This window comes from Gordonia sp. OPL2 (assembly GCF_003797825.1).
GTDB lineage: Bacteria > Actinomycetota > Actinomycetes > Mycobacteriales > Mycobacteriaceae > Gordonia.
In genome coordinates this window covers 40115-57574 of record NZ_RKME01000006.1, presented here as the reverse complement: position 1 = coordinate 57574, position 17460 = coordinate 40115, and the positions used below count along the sequence as shown (strand labels likewise).

At 67.0% G+C, this 17460-nt stretch carries 12 protein-coding genes; 3 read left to right on the top strand and 9 right to left on the bottom strand.

Annotation, left to right across the window (positions count from 1 at the left end):
* Positions 1 to 2: 2 nt before the first annotated feature.
* A complete protein-coding gene (locus EEB19_RS08345) occupies positions 3 to 1616 on the bottom strand; it encodes a carboxyl transferase domain-containing protein (RefSeq protein ID WP_187585053.1) in 1614 nt (537 codons plus the stop codon).
* Positions 1617 to 1847: 231 nt separating this feature from the next.
* Between EEB19_RS08345 and EEB19_RS08335 the strand changes: the two genes are divergently transcribed.
* Positions 1848 to 5534: an indolepyruvate ferredoxin oxidoreductase family protein gene (locus EEB19_RS08335; RefSeq protein ID WP_262365520.1), complete on the top strand. Its 3687-nt coding sequence runs from the start codon at positions 1848 to 1850 to the stop codon at positions 5532 to 5534.
* 348 nt (positions 5535 to 5882) lie between these two features.
* On the opposite strand, the gene EEB19_RS08330 is transcribed toward EEB19_RS08335, so the two are convergent.
* Genes EEB19_RS08330 through EEB19_RS08320 form a run of 3 tightly spaced genes read right to left on the bottom strand, consistent with a single transcriptional unit; the run spans position 5883 to position 9245 of the window.
* A complete protein-coding gene (locus EEB19_RS08330) occupies positions 5883 to 6503 on the bottom strand; it encodes a TetR/AcrR family transcriptional regulator (RefSeq protein ID WP_187585051.1) in 621 nt (206 codons plus the stop codon).
* 52 nt (positions 6504 to 6555) lie between these two features.
* A complete protein-coding gene (locus EEB19_RS08325; RefSeq protein ID WP_187585050.1) occupies positions 6556 to 7176 on the bottom strand; it encodes a nitroreductase family protein in 621 nt (206 codons plus the stop codon).
* A 20-nt stretch (positions 7177 to 7196) separates the two neighbouring features.
* Positions 7197 to 9245 (bottom strand): carboxyl transferase domain-containing protein, encoded by a 2049-nt coding sequence (locus EEB19_RS08320; protein WP_262365519.1) that lies wholly within the window; start codon positions 9243 to 9245, stop codon positions 7197 to 7199.
* Positions 9246 to 9350: 105 nt separating this feature from the next.
* Between EEB19_RS08320 and EEB19_RS08315 the strand changes: the two genes are divergently transcribed.
* On the top strand, positions 9351 to 9809 hold the full coding sequence (locus EEB19_RS08315) for an SRPBCC family protein (RefSeq protein ID WP_187585048.1): 459 nt from the start codon (positions 9351 to 9353) through the stop codon (positions 9807 to 9809).
* Positions 9810 to 9820: 11 nt separating this feature from the next.
* On the opposite strand, the gene EEB19_RS08310 is transcribed toward EEB19_RS08315, so the two are convergent.
* From EEB19_RS08310 to sucC, 4 genes are all read right to left on the bottom strand, one after another.
* Positions 9821 to 10321, bottom strand: a complete 501-nt coding sequence (locus EEB19_RS08310) for an RDD family protein (RefSeq protein WP_187585046.1) — start codon at positions 10319 to 10321, stop codon at positions 9821 to 9823.
* Positions 10314 to 11024 (bottom strand): hypothetical protein, encoded by a 711-nt coding sequence (locus EEB19_RS08305; protein WP_262365518.1) that lies wholly within the window; start codon positions 11022 to 11024, stop codon positions 10314 to 10316. Before EEB19_RS08305 ends, EEB19_RS08310 begins: the two co-directional genes overlap by 8 nt.
* A gap of 104 nt (positions 11025 to 11128) precedes the next feature.
* Positions 11129 to 12019, bottom strand: coding sequence for a succinate--CoA ligase subunit alpha (gene sucD, locus EEB19_RS08300; RefSeq protein WP_124708010.1), 891 nt, complete (start codon positions 12017 to 12019; stop codon positions 11129 to 11131).
* Positions 12020 to 12034: 15 nt separating this feature from the next.
* The gene (gene sucC / locus EEB19_RS08295; protein WP_187585044.1) at positions 12035 to 13198 is read right to left on the bottom strand and encodes an ADP-forming succinate--CoA ligase subunit beta; all 1164 of its coding nucleotides are present in this window, start codon (positions 13196 to 13198) and stop codon (positions 12035 to 12037) included.
* A gap of 431 nt (positions 13199 to 13629) precedes the next feature.
* Here sucC and EEB19_RS08290 point away from each other — a divergent pair, with 431 nt between their 5' ends.
* Positions 13630 to 14700 (top strand): M23 family metallopeptidase, encoded by a 1071-nt coding sequence (locus tag EEB19_RS08290; protein ID WP_262365530.1) that lies wholly within the window; start codon positions 13630 to 13632, stop codon positions 14698 to 14700.
* 229 nt (positions 14701 to 14929) lie between these two features.
* Here EEB19_RS08290 and EEB19_RS08285 read toward each other — a convergent pair whose 3' ends face one another.
* Positions 14930 to 17434 (bottom strand): UvrD-helicase domain-containing protein, encoded by a 2505-nt coding sequence (locus tag EEB19_RS08285; RefSeq protein ID WP_187585039.1) that lies wholly within the window; start codon positions 17432 to 17434, stop codon positions 14930 to 14932.
* Positions 17435 to 17460: the final 26 nt, after the last annotated feature.

Sequence of the window (17460 nt, the reverse complement as noted above, 5' to 3'; positions counted from 1 at the left end):
GATCACATCCGGAAGACGCCGTAGCGCGGGTCGGTGAGTGGGGCGTGGCGGCACGTCTCGAGCGCGAGGCCGAGGATGGTCCGGGTCTGGGCGGGATCGATGATGCCGTCGTCCCAGAGGCGTGCGGTCGAGTAGTAGGCGTCTGACTGTCGTTCGAACTGCTCGTGGATCGGCTCCTTGAAGGACTCTTCGTCGTCGGTCCCCCATTGTTTGCCGGAGCGTTCGATCTGGTTGCGCCGCACCGTGGCCAGCGTGTCCGCGGCCTGCGGTCCACCCATCACCGAGATGCGCGCGTTGGGCCACATCCAGAGGAAGCGGGGCGAATAGGCGCGGCCGCACATCGAGTAGTTCCCCGCCCCGAACGAGCCGCCGACCATCACGGTCAACTTCGGGACGCGGGCGCAGGCGACGGCGTTGACCATCTTGGCGCCGTTCTTGGCGATGCCGCCCTCCTCGTAGGCGCGACCCACCATGAAACCGGTGATGTTCTGCAGGAACACCAGGGGTATACGACGCTGATCGCAGAGCTCGATGAAATGCGCTCCCTTGAGCGCTGATTCACTGAACAGCACGCCGTTGTTGCCGATGAATCCGACCGGATGGCCGTGGACGTGAGCGAACGCCGTGACCAGGGTGGTGCCGTAGTTCGCCTTGAACTCCGTGTATTCCCCCGCATCGCTGATGATCTCGATGACCTGCCGGACATCGTAGGGGGTACGGGAGTCGGTGGGCACCACGTCGTAGAGATCGGTTTGTGGGCGCAGCGGCTCCCGTGGGCCGACGGTCTCCCACTGGGGCTCCTCGCGGGGCCCAAGGGTCGCGACGATCTCACGCACCTTGGCCAGTGCTTGTTCGTCGTTGTCGACGAGGTGATCGGTCACCCCGGACACCGACGAGTGCATTGCGCCGCCGCCCAGTTCCTCGGCCGTCACATCTTCACCGGTGGCAGCCTTCACCAGCGGCGGCCCGGCGAGGAAGATCGTTCCCTGATTGCGCACGATGACCGTCTCGTCGCTCATCGCCGGCACATACGCGCCACCCGCGGTCGACGACCCGAGGACCGCGGCGATCTGGGGTATGCCCGCGGCGCTCATCGTCGCCTGGTTGTAGAAGATCCGGCCGAAGTGGTCGCGGTCGGGAAACACCTCGTCCTGTTGCAGCAGCATCGCGCCGCCGGAGTCGACCAGGTAGATGCAGGGCAGCCGATTGGCCGCCGCGATCTCCTGCGCCCGCAGGTGCTTCTTCACCGTCATCGGGTAGTAGGTGCCGCCGGACACGGTCGCGTCGTTCGCGACGATCATGCACTCGCGGCCTGCGACCCGGCCGACGCCCGCGACGACGCCGGCCGACGGGACGCGGTCGTCGTACATCCCGATCGCAGCGAGCGGCGAGACCTCGAGAAACGGCGAACCGACGTCGAGCAGCCGGTCGACGCGGTCGCGGGGCAGAAGTTTGCCGCGCGCGATGTGGCGCTCGCGGGCTGTGTCGCCGCCCCCGCGCCCGGCCTCGGCCAGGTGGCCACGAAGTCGATCGACATTCGCCAGGTGGGTTGCCCGGAAGCCGCCGGGCTGATCCGCCCCGACATCCGATTCGGTACTGAACGTGCTGGTCACCATCGACCTTTCAGTTAGTAGCCATTAACTGAATGCATCGTACGACACGCTCCCCGGTGTTGTCACGCCCGCGGGCGGCCGCGATCTCATTGTCCCAGCCGACGTGACGTGGGTCACGAGGATTCGTTACTGTGGGGAGCAGGCCCACCACCCCCGGGCCCGGATAACCGATGCCCGCGTGACCACCACCCACGGTCGCCGCGGACCGACATATGAAGAAGGCCAGGTGACCCCATGACCCTCGCAGACGACCGTGCCCATCGCACCGGTGCGCCCACCGCCACCGGAACCGCGCCGTTCACCGGCGCCTCGTTCTCACTCGACGACCGCTATACCCGCGAGTCAGGCACCATCTACCTGACCGGCATCCAAGCCCTTGTGCGGATGGTTCGCGATCGCGCCCGGATCGATCGTCGTCAGAATCTGCGCACCGCTTCCTTCATCTCCGGCTACGAGGGCTCCCCCCTCGCCGGTTACGACCTGGAGATCGCCCGCCGCCGCGACTACCTCGACCCGTTCGACATCGTCCACCGCCCCGGCCTGAACGAGGAGATCGCAGCGACGTCGGTGATGGGATCACAGGTCGCTGCGCAGGTGGCGGCCCTTCGTGACACTCCGCTGGCGCTCCGCTCCTCAGGGACCGGCGGAGACGCGGGATCGCGTGATCGGCCCCTGAGGAGCGAGCTCGCGAGCGATGCCACATCGTCTGACCGGTCCCTGAGGAGCGAGCTTGCGAGCGTCACGAAGGGTCGTCTCGACGGCGTCGTCGGGTACTGGTACGGGAAGGCGCCCGGACTCGATCGTGCGACTGACGCGTTGCGCCATGCCAACCTCATCGGCACGCACCCCAACGGTGGAGCCGTCGCGCTGGTCGGCGACGATCCCGGCGCGAAGAGCTCGACGGTGCCGTGTGCGTCGGAGATGGCACTCGCCGATCTGTACATGCCGATCCTGTATCCCGCTGATTCCCAGGACATCCTGGACCTCGGTGTCCACGCGGCCGTGATGAGCCGGGTCAGCGGTCTGTGGACCTCGATGAAGGTGGCTGCGCACGTCGCCGACGGCGCGTCGACCGCCGAGGTCGACCCGACGCGGATCATGCCCGTGTACGGTGATCTCGGTCGCAGCCCTCACGTGCCGAGCGGTCGCCTGCTCGGCTCGAACCTGATGGAACTCGAACAGAACCAGCTCACCATCCGACTGCCCCGAGCGCTCGAGTACGCCCGCCTCAATGGCCTGAACAAGATCGTCGTATCGAGTCCCGACGACCGCATCGGCATCGTCGCCTCCGGCAAGACCTACCTCGATCTCCGGGAATCCCTGCGGCTCATCGGCATCGAGGACGCCGACCTCCACCGACTCGGGATCCGCATCCTCAAACTCGGGATGGTCTATCCCCTCGAGCGTGACATCGTCAACCGCTTCATGTTCGACACCGCGACCGGCGACCTCGACGAGGTGATCGTCGTCGAGGAGAAGCGAGATTTCATCGAGACGATGATGCGCGACATCCTGTTCCGGCATCCGCGGGCCCCGCGCATCGTCGGCAAGACCAACGAGGACGGCTCAACACTGTTCTCCCGATTCGGCGAACTCGACGTCGACGCGGTCTCGCGCGGGCTGGCGAATCGCCTCGCAAAGCACCATCACGTCGACGCCGCCCAGGACTGGCTGGACCGTAAGTCCCGGCGCCGCACGCGGATCGAACTGCCCTTGGCCGTGCGGACACCCTATTTCTGTTCGGGATGTCCGCACAACAGTTCCACCAAGGTGTCCGATGAGACATTGGTGGGAGCCGGGATCGGCTGTCACGCAATGGTGTTGTTGATGGATGAACGTCAGGTCGGCGACGTCGCCGGGGTGACCCAGATGGGCGGTGAGGGAGCGCAGTGGATCGGCATGGCCCCGTTCGTCACCGCGGAGCACTTCGTCCAGAACGTGGGTGACGGGACATTCATGCACTCGGCGTCGCTGGCGTTGCGAGCGGCGGTGGCCTCCGGCGAGAACATCACCTACAAGCTGCTCTTCAACGGCACCGTGGCGATGACCGGCGGCCAGGATCCGGTGGGAGCGATGGATCTGCCACGGCTGACGTCGTTGCTGCTCGACGAAGGAGTGGCACGGATCGTGGTGACCTCCGACGACCCCGGACGCACCCAGTCTCTCGGATTGCCGAACGCAGTCGACGTACGCCACCGTGACGAGATGCTGGATGTCCAAACCGAACTGGCGCGCGTCGCCGGAGTGACCGTGTTGGTCCACGATCAACACTGCGCCGCCGAGAAGCGGCGGAAGCGCAAGCGCGGCACGATGGAGACCCCGACGACGCGGGTGGTCATCAATGAGCGGATCTGCGAGGGATGCGGCGACTGCGGGGAGAAGTCCAACTGTCTGTCGGTGCACCCCGTCACGACCGAGTTCGGACGGAAGACGCAGATCGATCAGAGTTCGTGCAACCTGGATTTCTCCTGCCTCAAGGGCGACTGTCCGTCGTTCGTGACGGTCACACCGGGCGCCCGGCGCCGTCATGTCCGAGCCGACGACATCGCCGATTCGGTCCTGCCCCTCCCCGCGGTACCTGCCGTGGATCGCTCGTTCTCGTTGCGGGTCACGGGTATCGGGGGCACCGGCGTGGTGACCGTGTCGCAGGTGCTGGCCACCGCGGCGGTGCTCGACGGCCACGCGGCGCGCACCGTCGACATGACCGGACTCGCCCAGAAGGGCGGGGCCGTGGTCAGCGACGTCAAGGTGACGACCGATGCGCTCGAGCAGGCCGGCAAGGTCGCCTCCGACGACTGTGACCTGTACCTGGTGTGCGATCCGCTCGTCGGGACCGACCCGGCCAATCTCACGGTGGCCGCGCCGGAGAAGACGGTCGCGGTGGTCTCGACCACCGAGATCCCCACAGGCGCCATGGTCATCGACACCTCGGTCGGTTTCCCGGCGCAGGCGCAGGTGCATTCGGCGATCGATGCGCGGGTGTCGCGCGCGGTGTACCTCGATCCCGGGGAGTTGTCGACAGACTTGTTCGGCGACGAACAGTACGCAAACATGCTGATGGTCGGCGCGGCATATCAGTCCGGCGCGCTGGCGATCTCGGCGTCGAGTATCGAACACGCCATCGAACTGAACGGCGTGGCCGTCGAGGCCAATGTCCAGGCATTCCGACGAGGCCGGCAGGTCGTCGTCGATCCGGACGCCGTGACCGACGCACTCCGGGACCTGCACGGCGCACCGTCGGCCGAGGTCGAGCCGACTCATCGTGCGGTGACGGCGGTAGCGGTGCTCGACGTCGACGACGATCTGGCACGAACGATCGCCATCCGTTACGACGAGCTGACCGCCTACGCCGACGAGCGTTATGCGCGTGAGTATCTCGAGACCATCACCCACGTCCATCGCAGTGGTCACGGCGACGCCCTGACCGATGCGGTGGCCCGCAATCTCCACAAGCTGATGGCTTACAAGGACGAGTACGAGGTCGCCCGACTGACACAGGATCCGGAGTTCGCCGCGACGATTGCCGAACAGTTCGGCGATGACGCCAGAGTCGCGGTGCGATTGCACCCTCCGACACTGCGCAGCTTGGGGATGCGGGAGAAGATGTCACTGGGCTCCTGGGCGAACCGACCGTTGTCGTCGCTGGCGAAGATGAAGCGACTGCGCGGCACGAAGCTGGACCCGTTCGGCCGCAGCGAGATCCGGCAGACCGAACGCGCCCTGATCGTCGAGTACCGCGAGATGGTCGATGCGATCCTGACGGGACTGTCGACCGGGCGTATCGGCGTCGAGCAGGTCCCGGCGGCCGTCGCGCTCGCAGATCTGCCCGACATGGTGCGCGGCTATGAGCACGTCAAGATGGCCAATGTCGGGAGGTATCGCGACGAGGTGGCGAAACAGCGGGCCGCGCTCGGGATCTGAGCTCGGTGGCCTCGATACGCACTCACTCCGTTCGCGCTACTCGACCAGCGGTGTGGTCACGTCCCGCCGCTGAGCGAATAGCGGTGTGCGGTCACGCCCCGGCGCTTGTCGACCGGTTTCCGCATCAGGGTCACCTGAGAGCGGAGGAAAGTGGATAATCCACTTTCCTCCGCGCTGACGTGACCCTCATGCGGGGTCTCGGTTGTCTCGACGAAAGTCGTGATTGATCACGCCCCGCCGCTGAGCGAGCAGCGGTGTGGGTTCACGTTCCGGTGTTTGCGCCCGCTGGTCGAGTAGCTGGAGAGGACGAGCGAGCGTATCGAGACCACCGCACCCGCGTAAGCGGATCTATCGCGCCGCCAACAGCGCCGACCACGCCATCGCCGACAACACCGATCGCAGTTCGGTCTCCGGGAACGAGGGCAGTCGTGGCGACGAGTTCAGCAGACCGAACGCAGCGTGCACCCGGACGCGTGCCTCCTCGCGCGAGAGGCCGGTGTCATCGGCCTCGGCGACTGCAAGCAGCACGTCCACCCACTGTTCGACGTAGCGTCGCTGCAGGGAACGCACCTGATGGTTGGCTCCCGGTGTCATCGACGAGAGATCCCGATCCTGCACCGCGATCAGATCCGGTTTGGTGACCAGCACGTCGATGTGGAACCGGATGAGTTCACGCAGCGTCTGCGCCGGACCGGCACCGCGACCGACAACCTCCGCTCCACCGTCGTGGAGTCGCTGGCTGATGTCGACGAGCATCTGGTCCAGCAGGTCGGTCTTCGACGCGAAGTGCCGGTACATCGCCGGGCCGCTCACGCCGACTGCTCGGCCGATGTCCTCGAGCGTGACCCCGGTGAAGCCGCGCTCGGCCATCAGGCGGGCGGCGGCCTCCAACATCTCGGCCCGGCGCGCCGCCTTGGCCTGGCCGCGGCGCGTGCGGGCGGCCGGTTCGGGCGCGGGAGAAGTGGTCATCGTGATGTCGCACTCTACCGGCGCCGGCGCCGGACACCGCGGCGTCCGGCGCTCACCAGCCGTTGATGTGCAAGATGTCGTCGAGCGGCTTGCGGCCGGCAGGCTTGAAGTCGGTCCCCTTCGTGTAGGCCACGGGAAGGAGAACACCCTGATGGACCGACGACGGGATGCCGAGGATCTCAGCCACCTCCTGTTCGTACGTCAGATGCAGCGTCGTCCACGCCGACCCCAGCCCGCGCGCCCGCAAGGCCAACTGCAGGCTCCACGCGCCGGGCAGCAGTGAACCCCACACGCCGGCCTGGTTTCCTGCCGGCAGCTCGCCGCCGGTGTAGATGGCGCCGATCACCAGCACCGGAACCTGCGCCATCGTGTCGGCGAGATACTGGGCACTCGAGGCGACGCGGCGAGCGGTGTCGTCGGCGCGCTTCTGCCCGGCCGAGTACGTGCCGAACGACTTCGCGTACAGGTCGGCGACCTTCTGCTTGATCTCGGGATCCGTGAGGACGATCCAGTGCCAGGTCTGGCTGTTGCTGCCGGTCGGGGCCTGCAGCGCCACCTCGAGGGCCTCCTTGACGATCTCCAGTGGGACCGGCCGTTCGAGGTCGAGGCGCTTGCGCACCGAACGGGTCGTGGTGAGGAGCTGGTCCGGGTCGAGGGGCAACAGGTCAGTCATGACCCCATCCTGCCATCGACTCACCGCATCAGTCCGTGCCGCTCCAGATGATCGATCAGGCCGTCGGTCAACTCCAGCTCGCCCATCGCTGTGACGTCGAACCAGCCGGCGTCGGCGGCGTCGTCCCCGGCGTGCAGCGTGCCGGACCGCACCTCGGCGACGTAGTCGTGGACCTCGAACACCACATCGTCGTCGCCGGGGATGTCGACCACCCACGCCCGCGCGACGACATCGACGTGAAGGCCGGTCTCCTCCAGGGTCTCCCGCACGACCGCCGCCTCCAACGTCTCACCGGGCTCGACCTTCCCGCCGGGAACCGTCCACCGTCCCGCCTGCGGTGCGTGACCACGTTTCACCAACAGGAGGCGGTCGGCGTCGTCCCAGATGACGGCACCGACGCCGACAACCCTTCGTGACGCTCCGCTATCGCTCCGCTCCTCAGGGACCGAGGTAACCGCTGCACTGCCGCTCCGCTCCTCAGGGACCGAGGCAACCGCTGCATTGCCGCTCCGTCCCTCAGGCCCGCCCGCTGCGCTCGAGCGCTGCCCCTCAGAGGCACCCGCAGCATCGTCGCTCCGCTCCTCAGGGACAACTGCTGCGCTCGAGTGCTGCCGGGGACGATGCGGTGTCCGTGTTCGCTGCGCCGGAACAGGTTTCGATGTGCCCGCCAGTTCCTCGGCGACCACGGTGCGCACGAGCGCGATGCCGTCAGTGCCGCCGACGTCGACGAGTCGATCGACCGTGCCGTCGGCGAGTAACGCCGTTGCGGTGATGCCCTGATCGTCGGCCAGCTCCGGCGCATGCCGGGTGTCGCGGTGGACGATGATGCTCGCGCCCTCGGGCGGTAACGGCGACAACCAACCGTCACTCGCGGCCACGCGCCGATCCGCCGGGAAGAGCGCGAGTGCCGCACCACCGGCACCCTGACCGAGCAACAGCGACACGGTCGGCACCCGCAGACCGATCAGATCCGCAGTGCAGTGCGCGATCTCGGTGGCGAGCCCATCCTCCTCGGCGGCGACCGACAACTCGGCACCCGGGGTGTCGATGACGGTCAGAACGGGGAGACCGAGGTCTGCCGCGAGCGCCATGCCCCGCCGCGCGACCCGGAGGTCCCTCGGCGTGATCAGCTCACCTGCTGCCTGCCGTCGGCGGTCCTGTCCGATGACCACGGCCGTGGTGCCGCCGAAGTCACTGAGCGCCAACCACATCGGTCCATCGTTCCGGACCAGGATCGCGCTCTCTTCGTGGAGGAACTCGGCCAGACCGGGGCGGTCGTCGGCGCGGGTCGCGGTGACGGCGTCCCACGCCGAACCGGCCTCGGCCCAAGCAGAGTCGGTCGTGTCGCCAGAGGGATCGGAAGACCCTGTCGGGTGGTGGGGACCGCGACCGCTCTGCGTGACGAGTTGCAGTGTCCGAGCCACGGTCGCGGCGAGATCGTCCGGCGCCAGCACCCGGTCCACCAGTCCGCGACGACACAGATTCTCCGCAGTCTGTACACCGTCGGGGAATGGTTCGCCGTACAGCCCTTCGTACACCCGTGGGCCGAGGAAGCCGACCAGCGCCGACGGCTGCGCCCAGGTGATGTGTCCGAGCGATCCCCAGGACGCGAACACTCCTCCGGTCGTCGGATGACGGAGATACACGAGATACGGGAAGCCTGCTGACTTGTGGGCGATCACCGCTCCCGTGATGGCGACCATCTGCAGGAACGCCGCGGTGCCCTCCTGCATGCGCGTCCCACCGGATGCGGGCAGTGCCAGCACGGGCAGTCCCCGGGCGGTCGCCCGCTCCAGCGCTGCGACCACCCGTCGTCCGGCGTCATGACCGATCGAGCCACCGAGGAAACCGAACTCGCTGACCACGAGGACGGTGTCGATGCCGCCGATCCGGCCGCAGCCGGTGAGCACGGACTCGTCCGCGCCGGTTCGTTCGCGGGCGCGGTTGCGCGACGCACGGTAGCCGTCGTCGGTGGGATCGGTGCCGACGGGCGCATCCCACGACTCCCAGGTGGCGTGGTCCACGATGACATCGATCAGGCTCGCCGCGGTCACGTCGCGCTCGGTCACGGTCCCACCCTAATGGCGAGTCCACGACATGAACTCACGACCGATGATCTTCGGGGTCGTCCTGGGTCATACTGCAGGACATCGATCCCCTGACAGGAGAGAACCATGGGCGAGTACACCATCACGCGGACCGAGACGATTGCGGCGTTGCCGGAGCGGATCTATCCGCTCATCGTCGATCTGCACGAATGGCGGCGGTGGTCACCGTGGGAGGGCCTCGACGACGGCCTCGACCGCGACTACTCCGGCGCCGAGAGCGGGGTCGGAGCCCGATACGCGTGGTCGGGAAATCGTAAGGCGGGCAAGGGCACCATGGAGATCACCGAGGTCACCGAACCGACCCGTGTCGCCGTCGCCGTCGCGTTCGAAAAGCCGATGAAGTCCACCAGTACCAGCGTGTTCACGTTGGCGCCGCGTGGCGCAGAGACCGAGGTGACCTGGACGATGACGGGACCGCACTCGCTGTTCTCGCGGATCGCGGCGCCGCTCGGGATCTTCGACAAGATGCTGGGCAAGGATTTCGAGAAGGGCCTCACCGCACTGAAATCCGAAGCCGAGATCTGATCGGGACGACGCTACCGCGAGTACACCACCCGTGTGCCCAGGACCACGTCCTGGACGGAACGCCGCCGCAGGTCGATCGCGGCCCATGCGAGCCCGACCGGGAAGAAGGTGTAGAACACGGCGCGCAACAGCGCGATCGTCGGGCGCATCCGGTCACGGCGCCGCCCCCGGACGCGCAGGCCCATCACCACGCAGCCGAGGGTGCGACCGGAGATGGCCCAGCACAACGTGTTGTAGGTGATCGAACCGGCGATGAGTCCGGTCGCGGTGAACAGCGGGCCGGGGTTGGGGAACTCGAACTGCGCGGCGTTGACCACCAGCATCGCGATGGCGAGTCCGATGTAGGCGCCGCCGAGCAGTGCGGCCACGGTCAGCAGGTCGATGAATGCGGCGATACCGCGACTGACGATCCCGGCCACCTTGTCGGTGTCGTGGACCACGTGGTGCGGGTGCGCGTGCCGATGCTCCCCGGGCACGACGGAACCATCGCCCGGCCCGGTCAACTCACTCATGGGTCCGGTCGCCGTTCAGCGAGGGGTCGGCGGGTGCGCCGTTCACGCGTCGACGCAACACGCGACTGACGAGGTTGGCCACCGCGTCGTCCGCTCGCTCGCCACTGCTGCGCACATCGGTCATCACGTCGGCGGTGACCGACGTGCTCGCCTCGCGGATGATGTCGGTGAGGTCGACGCCGTCGATGATGTCGTTGGCGAGCCCGATCAGATCGACACGATCGAGAATGGCCGCGATGTCGATCCGGGCGGCGATGGCATCGATGTCGATGGAGCGTGCCACCCCGTCGAGGTCGACATGTGCGACGGCCGCATCGAGATCGACTCGGTCACGGATGACGGCGTCGAGGTCCACGCGGTCGAGGATCGCCATGATGTCGATACCGGTGGCCACCTCGTCGAGGTCGACGTTCTCACGGACCAAGGTGGTGAGATCCAGGTCGGCGATGACCGCCGACACGATGACGGCGACGATCGCACGTCCACGATCGATGACGTCCGGTGCCCGGTCGAGGACCCGCTCCCCCTCGGCGGCAAGCCGATCCACGCCTCGCCGCCCCCAGGCACCGACGACGGGCAATCGCAGGGCCAGGCGCACCCCGGAGGCCGCCACGTGTGCGGACACCGCCGCGGCGCGCACGCCCAGCGCGATCGCCCCGGTCGCGAGGACGACTTCCCGCGGCACCTCTTCGTGTTGGCCCACGTGTGAATCGTAGTCGTGCGCAGGTCAAGACCCGGTCACAACGACGCAGCCGTTGCCCCCGATCAACGGGGACAACGGCTGCGGAGTCGGCGATGCGACGGCTGTCAGAGGCTCTTGTAGAGCTCCCGCGCCAGATTGGCGGTCTCGCTCGGCGTCTTGCCGACCTTCACACCTGCGGCCTCGAGGGCCTCCTTCTTGGCCTGGGCGGTACCCGAGCTACCGGACACGATGGCGCCGGCGTGACCCATGGTCTTGCCCTCCGGCGCGGTGAAGCCCGCGACGTAGCCGACCACCGGCTTGGAGACGTTGGCCTTGATGTAGTCGGCCGCACGCTCCTCGGCGTCGCCGCCGATCTCACCGATCATCACGATGACCTTGGTGTCGGGGTCCTTCTCGAAAGCCTCGATGGCGTCGATGTGGGTGGTGCCGATGACCGGGTCACCGCCGATGCCGATCGCGGTCGAGAAGCCGATGTCGCGCAGTTCGTACATCATCTGGTAGGTCAGCGTGCCCGACTTCGACACGAGACCGATCGGGCCGGTTCCGGCGATGTTGGCCGGGGTGATGCCGACCAGCGACTCGCCCGGGGTGATGATGCCGGGGCAGTTCGGTCCGATGATCCGGGTCTTGTTGCCCTTGGACACGTTGTAGGCCCACGCATAGGCGCTGTCCTGCACCGGGATTCCCTCGGTGATGACCACGAGCAGCGGGATCTCCGCGTCGATGGCCTCGATGATGGCGTCCTTGGCGAACTTCGGTGGGACGAACGCGATCGATGTGTCGGCGCCGGTCTTCTCGATGGCCTCGGAGACCGATCCGAAGACGGGCAGCTCGACGCCGCCGTCGTGGCTGACCGTGGTGCCGGCCTTGCGTGCGTTGACGCCGCCGACGATGTTGGTGCCGGCCTTCAGCATCAGCGCGGTGTGCTTGGTTCCCTCGCCACCGGTGATGCCCTGGACGATGACCTTGTTGTCTTTGTTCAGAAAGATGGACATTGTTGGCTGCTCCCTTTACTTGCTCGCCAGCTCGGCGGCTTTGTCAGCGCCCGAGTCCATGGTCTCGGCCAGCGTCACCAGCGGGTGATTCGCGTCGGCCAGGATCTTGCGACCTTCGTCGACCTTGTTGCCGTCGAGGCGGACGACGAGGGGCTTGTTGGCCTCGGCACCCAGCTTGTCGAGGGCGCCGACGATGCCGTTGGCCACCGCGTCGCAGGCGGTGATTCCGCCGAAGACGTTCACGAACACGCTCTTGACCTGCTCGTCGCCCAGGATGACGTCGAGACCGGCAGCCATCACCTCGGCCGAGGCGCCGCCGCCGATGTCGAGGAAGTTGGCCGGCTTCACGCCGCCGTGATCCTCGCCCGCGTAGGCGACGACGTCGAGGGTCGACATGACCAGACCCGCACCGTTGCCGATGATGCCGACCTGGCCGTCGAGCTTGACGTAGTTGAGGTCGTTCTCCTTGGCCTTGAGCTCCAGCGGGTCGGTGGCCTCTTTGTCCTCGAACGCCTCGTGACCGGGCTGACGGAAGTCGGCGTTGGCGTCCAGGGTGACCTTGCCGTCGAGGGCGAGGATCTGGTCGTCGGGGGTGCGCACCAGCGGGTTGACCTCGACCAGAAGGGCGTCTTCCTTGATGAACACCTCCCAGAGCTTCTGGATGGTGACGGCTGCGGCGTCGAGCACCTCGGCGGGCAACTTGCCTGCCTCGGCGATGCTGCGCGCGAACGCGAGGTCGACGCCCTTGACGGCGTCGACGGGGATCTTGGCGAGGGCGTCGGGGTTCTCTTCCGCGGTGACCTCGATCTCGACGCCACCTTCGACCGAGCACATGGCCAGGTAGGTGCGGTTGGTGCGGTCGAGCAGGAAGGAGATGTAGTACTCCTCGGCGATGTCACTCGCCTCTGCAACCAGCAGCTTCTTGACGACGTGGCCCTTGATGTCGAGGCCGAGGATCGACTCGGCGTTCGCGACGGCCTCGTCGACGTCCTTGGAGTACTTCACGCCGCCGGCCTTGCCGCGGCCGCCGACCTTGACCTGGGCCTTGACCATGACAGGCTTACCGATTTCCTCGGCAATCTCGCGTGCCCCAGCAACCGTGTCGGTAACACGGCCGGCAGAGGTGGGCACCTCGTGCTTGGCGAAAAGTTCCTTCGCCTGGTATTCGAAGAGATCCATTCAGCTCACCATCTCGTAGGTTTGTCCGCAGGAGGGGTGTAACACCGTTGGGTGTAATGCGGGCCATATCGGACTCTAAACCTGCTCCATTCCTCGCTGGTGAGCGCACCCGATGCTTGTGCGACAGATCACTCGCTCGGTAACGGTCACGACCTGGGCCGGGACCTCGACTGGCGCAGGTGTCTGTCCCCATGCTTCGATGACTGTCGGCCGTCGCCGGGACGACGAGGCTCATTTGTGATCGCGAATTCGAAGTTCACGCAGGTGGTGCGCACTGCAACCCATCTGTGATGCGGCTCACAGATCCCCTGGTTTTGGGTTCCCAGCGTTGGACTTGCCGCAATCATTTCGTTACCGTCGGCTGTCAGGTCACAAAAGGATCACAGGGGCAATACCGAGATCCGCGCCAGCAAAGAGATGAGGTGGACGATTTGTCGGGACGTGGTTATCCGGGCCGTTCGGCCACGGGGCAGTCCACCACCCGCTTCGCCGACGACGTCTCTGACGCCGAAGTGACCACCATCATCCCGATCGACGCGTACGCCGACGAGACCACCTGGGACTCGGACCGCTGGGACCGTTACTACCGGCCGACCCGCTCGGAGATCACTCAGGACATCCTGATCCCCGAAAGCGAGTTCGACGCCTACGAGCACGACGAACCGTTCGACGTCGACGGCGCACGCCCCGACTTCTTCGCGCTGACGAGTACCGAGGACGCTCCCGAACTCGACACCGACGACAAGCCGTTCCGCACCAAGCCCGCCACCCAGGGGACCCCCCGCCGTGGCGGGCGTCATCGCATCAGCGCCCCTCCCGCGGCCCTCAAGGGCGGGCGGGCCGCGCTCATCGCCATGGCCGCCGGTGCGGCCGTCGCCGCCGTCGCACAGGTCGGCACCCCGGACACCACCAGCACGCCCACCAACGCCGCCAACGTGGACGCAGCGGGCACCGCACCCGATCTGGGCCCCGGCCTCGCCGCCGCCACGCCGGCGAAGGACATGAGCACGTTCACCGACCAACTCGCCGTCGGCAAGCAGATGGCGGCCGCCGAGGCGCAACGCGAGAATCTTCTCCGTCGCCCCCTCTACAACTCGCCGCTGCCCATCGGGCAGTACCAGTTCACGTCGACCTTCGCGATGCGCTGGGGCAGCTTCCACGGCGGCATCGACTTCGCCGCTCCGCTCGGCACCCCGATCCACGCCGTGACCGACGGTGTCGTGATCGAGGCCGGCCCGGCTTCCGGATACGGCAACTGGGTCCAGGTCCGCGCCGCCGACGGCACGGTCACGATGTATGGCCACATGTCGTCGTCGGGCGTGCTCGTCCAGAAGGGCCAGCACGTCACCGCCGGCGATGTCATCGCCCTCGTCGGCAGCGAAGGGTTCTCCACCGGCCCGCACTGCCACTTCGAGGTGTGGAAGGGCGGCACCATGAAGGTCGATCCCGCCCCCTGGCTCGCCGAGCACGGCGTTCGCCTGTCGCCGTACGTCGGCGGCTAGTTCCTCGACTCCCCGGGCCGGTTTTCTCGGCCTCTGTCGGCGTGCGCCGAGTTCCCCTCCGGTCGCTCTCGGCGTACGCCGAGTTCCCCTCCGGTCGCTCACGGCGTACGCCGACCTGTTCGCGTCGGGAGCGCGGGTGGCGGGCCCGGCCGCCGTCCTGTTCGCGTCGGGAGCGCGGGTGGCGGCCCGGCCGCCGTTCTGTTCGCGTCGGGAGCGCGGGGGCGGGGGGCTAGAGCTTGTCGCCGGGGAGCCCACCGGCGGTCAGGAGCGTCACGCGCCCGACCTTGCCGCCGAAGTCGAAAGTGATCCGCTCGGTCGCCCCGTTCCCCTGCTTCTCGACCGCCTTGCCGAGACCGTATTTCGGGTGATTGATGCGGTCCCCGACGTCGTAATTCACCTGCTTGTTGCGGCCGCGCGTCGGATCGGTCGAATACGAGGAACGGCCGAGACCGTCTCTGCCGAATCCGCCCGAATCTCCGCGCCCGAACACTCCGCCCGATGACCCCAGATGGCGACTCGCCGACCGACGCGGCTCGGTACGACGCCAATCCACCAGATGCTGCGGAATCTCCTGCAGGAAGCGGGATTCCGGGTTCGACACCGGCTGACCCCACGACGCGCGGGTGACCGAACGCGTCACGTACAACCGTTCCTTGGCGCGGGTGATGCCGACGTACGCGAGGCGCCGTTCCTCACTCAGTTCGGCCGGGTCGCCGAGCGCCCGCATATGCGGGAAATGCCCGTCCTCCCAACCGGTCACGAAGACCACCGGGAACTCCAGGCCCTTGGCCGTGTGCAACGTCATGAGCGTGACGACACCGTCGCCCTCGTCGGGCACCTGGTCGGCATCGGCCACCAGCGACACCTTCTCCAGGAACGCGGCCAGCGAACCCGGCTCGGGTTCACCGTCGTTGTCCGGCACCTCGTCGAGATCCTCCAGGTCGTCGAGGTCCACATCCCCAGCAGCGAGTCCGGCGGCCTCAGCACTGAATTCCCTTGCGACAGCCACCAACTCGTTGAGGTTGTCCAGCCGTGCACCGTCCTGCGGATCCCGAGAGGCCTCGAGTTCAGCCCGGTAGCCGGTGCGTTCGACGATGGCGTCCACCAGTTCGCCGATGTCAGCGCCCTCCTCGGTGGCGTCGACGACGGCGACATCCTCTGCCGACTCCCCAGCCGCACCGAAGGTGGCGAGGAAGTCGTTGCGCAACCCCTCGATGAGTTCGACGAATCCGCCGATCTGCTTGACCGCGCGGGTGTTCAGCATCGGCACCTTGCCCTCGGCGCCCTCCAGCAGGGACTCGTAGAAGCTGATCCCCCGGTTCTCCGAATGCACGGCCACACACGCCTCGGCGCGGTCGCCGATGCCGCGACGGGGGGTGTTCAGAATCCGCCGCAGGCTGACCGAGTCGTCCGGGTTCGCGACGACGCGCAGATAGGCTACGACGTCGCGGACCTCTTTGCGCTCATAGAATTTGGTCCCGCCGACGACCTTGTAGGGGATGCCGTGACGGACGAACACCTCTTCCAGAGACCGTGAACCGGTGTTCGTGCGATAGAACACTGCGATGTCGGAGTAGGAGTGACTCGACGACCCGCCGATCGAGTAATCGGTGAGGTCCTCGATCTCCTTGGCGATGAACAGCGATTCCTCACGATCGGAGTCGGCGACGTACCCGACGATCAGCTCACCGTCACCCGAGTCGGTCCACAGCCGCTTGTCGCGGCGGTTCTCGTTGCGCGCGATGACCGCGTTGGCCGCCGACAGAATCGTCTGCGTCGACCGGTAGTTCTGCTCGAGCAGGATCGTCTCCGCATTCGGGAAGTCACGCTCGAACTCCTCGATGTTGCGGATCGTCGCACCTCGGAAGGCGTAGATCGACTGATCGGCATCGCCGACGACACACAATTCCGACGGTGCGACCGGCGACTCCGTCTGCTCGTCACCGACGAGTTCCCGGATGAACACATACTGCGCGTGGTTGGTGTCCTGGTACTCGTCGACCATGACGTGACGGAAACGGCGTCGGTAGTACTCGGCCACCTCGGGATGACGTTGGAGCAACGAGACCGTCTCACCGATCAGGTCGTCGAAGTCGAAGGCGTTCGCCGACTGGAGCCGACGCTGGTACTCGGCGTAGATCTGCGCGACGACGAGCACCGACGGTTCGCCGTCGGTGGCAGCGGCCAGCGCCTCGTCGGGACCGATCAGTTCGTTCTTCAGATTCGAGATGCTGACGCCGACGCCGCGCGGGCTGAACTTCTTCGGGTCGAGTTCCAGATCTCGGATGATCATGCCCAGCAAGCGCTTCGAGTCATCCGAGTCGTAGATGGAGAAGTTCGAGTTGCGCGCGCCCAGCAACGCTGACTGCGCACGCAGGATCCGCACGCATGTCGAGTGGAACGTCGACACCCACATGAAGTTGGCGCGTGGCCCCACCAGGTCGATCACCCGCTCACGCATCTCTGCGGCGGCCTTGTTGGTGAACGTGATCGCGAGGATCTGGCCGGGCGAGGTGTCCCGCTCGGCCAGCAGGTACGCGATCCGCCGGGTCAGCACGGCCGTCTTGCCCGACCCCGCACCCGCGACGATGAGCAAGGGCGACCCGGCATGGAGCACCGCCGCACGCTGCGGCGGGTTCAGACCGTCGAGCAGGCGGGCGGTGCGGTCGGCCGACGACGCGGCCGTGGAGGCCGACGGGGCGGGCGGAGAGGTCTGGCGGGTGGGGCTAGTCATCAGGAATCAAGGCTACTACCGCGCCA

Excerpts from the sequence above, each read along its gene's own strand:
- sucD (WP_124708010.1), bottom strand. The coding sequence starts at position 12,019 with ATGTCCATCTTTCTGAACAAAGACAACAAGGTCATCGTCCAGGGCATC.
- EEB19_RS08285 (WP_187585039.1), bottom strand. The coding sequence starts at position 17,434 with ATGACTAGCCCCACCCGCCAGACCTCTCCGCCCGCCCCGTCGGCCTCC.
- EEB19_RS08345 (WP_187585053.1), bottom strand. The coding sequence starts at position 1,616 with ATGGTGACCAGCACGTTCAGTACCGAATCGGATGTCGGGGCGGATCAG.
- sucC (WP_187585044.1), bottom strand. The coding sequence starts at position 13,198 with ATGGATCTCTTCGAATACCAGGCGAAGGAACTTTTCGCCAAGCACGAG.
- EEB19_RS08315 (WP_187585048.1), top strand. The coding sequence starts at position 9,351 with ATGGGCGAGTACACCATCACGCGGACCGAGACGATTGCGGCGTTGCCG.
- EEB19_RS08335 (WP_262365520.1), top strand. The coding sequence starts at position 1,848 with ATGACCCTCGCAGACGACCGTGCCCATCGCACCGGTGCGCCCACCGCC.
- EEB19_RS08310 (WP_187585046.1), bottom strand. The coding sequence starts at position 10,321 with ATGAGTGAGTTGACCGGGCCGGGCGATGGTTCCGTCGTGCCCGGGGAG.
- EEB19_RS08325 (WP_187585050.1), bottom strand. The coding sequence starts at position 7,176 with ATGACTGACCTGTTGCCCCTCGACCCGGACCAGCTCCTCACCACGACC.
- EEB19_RS08330 (WP_187585051.1), bottom strand. The coding sequence starts at position 6,503 with ATGACCACTTCTCCCGCGCCCGAACCGGCCGCCCGCACGCGCCGCGGC.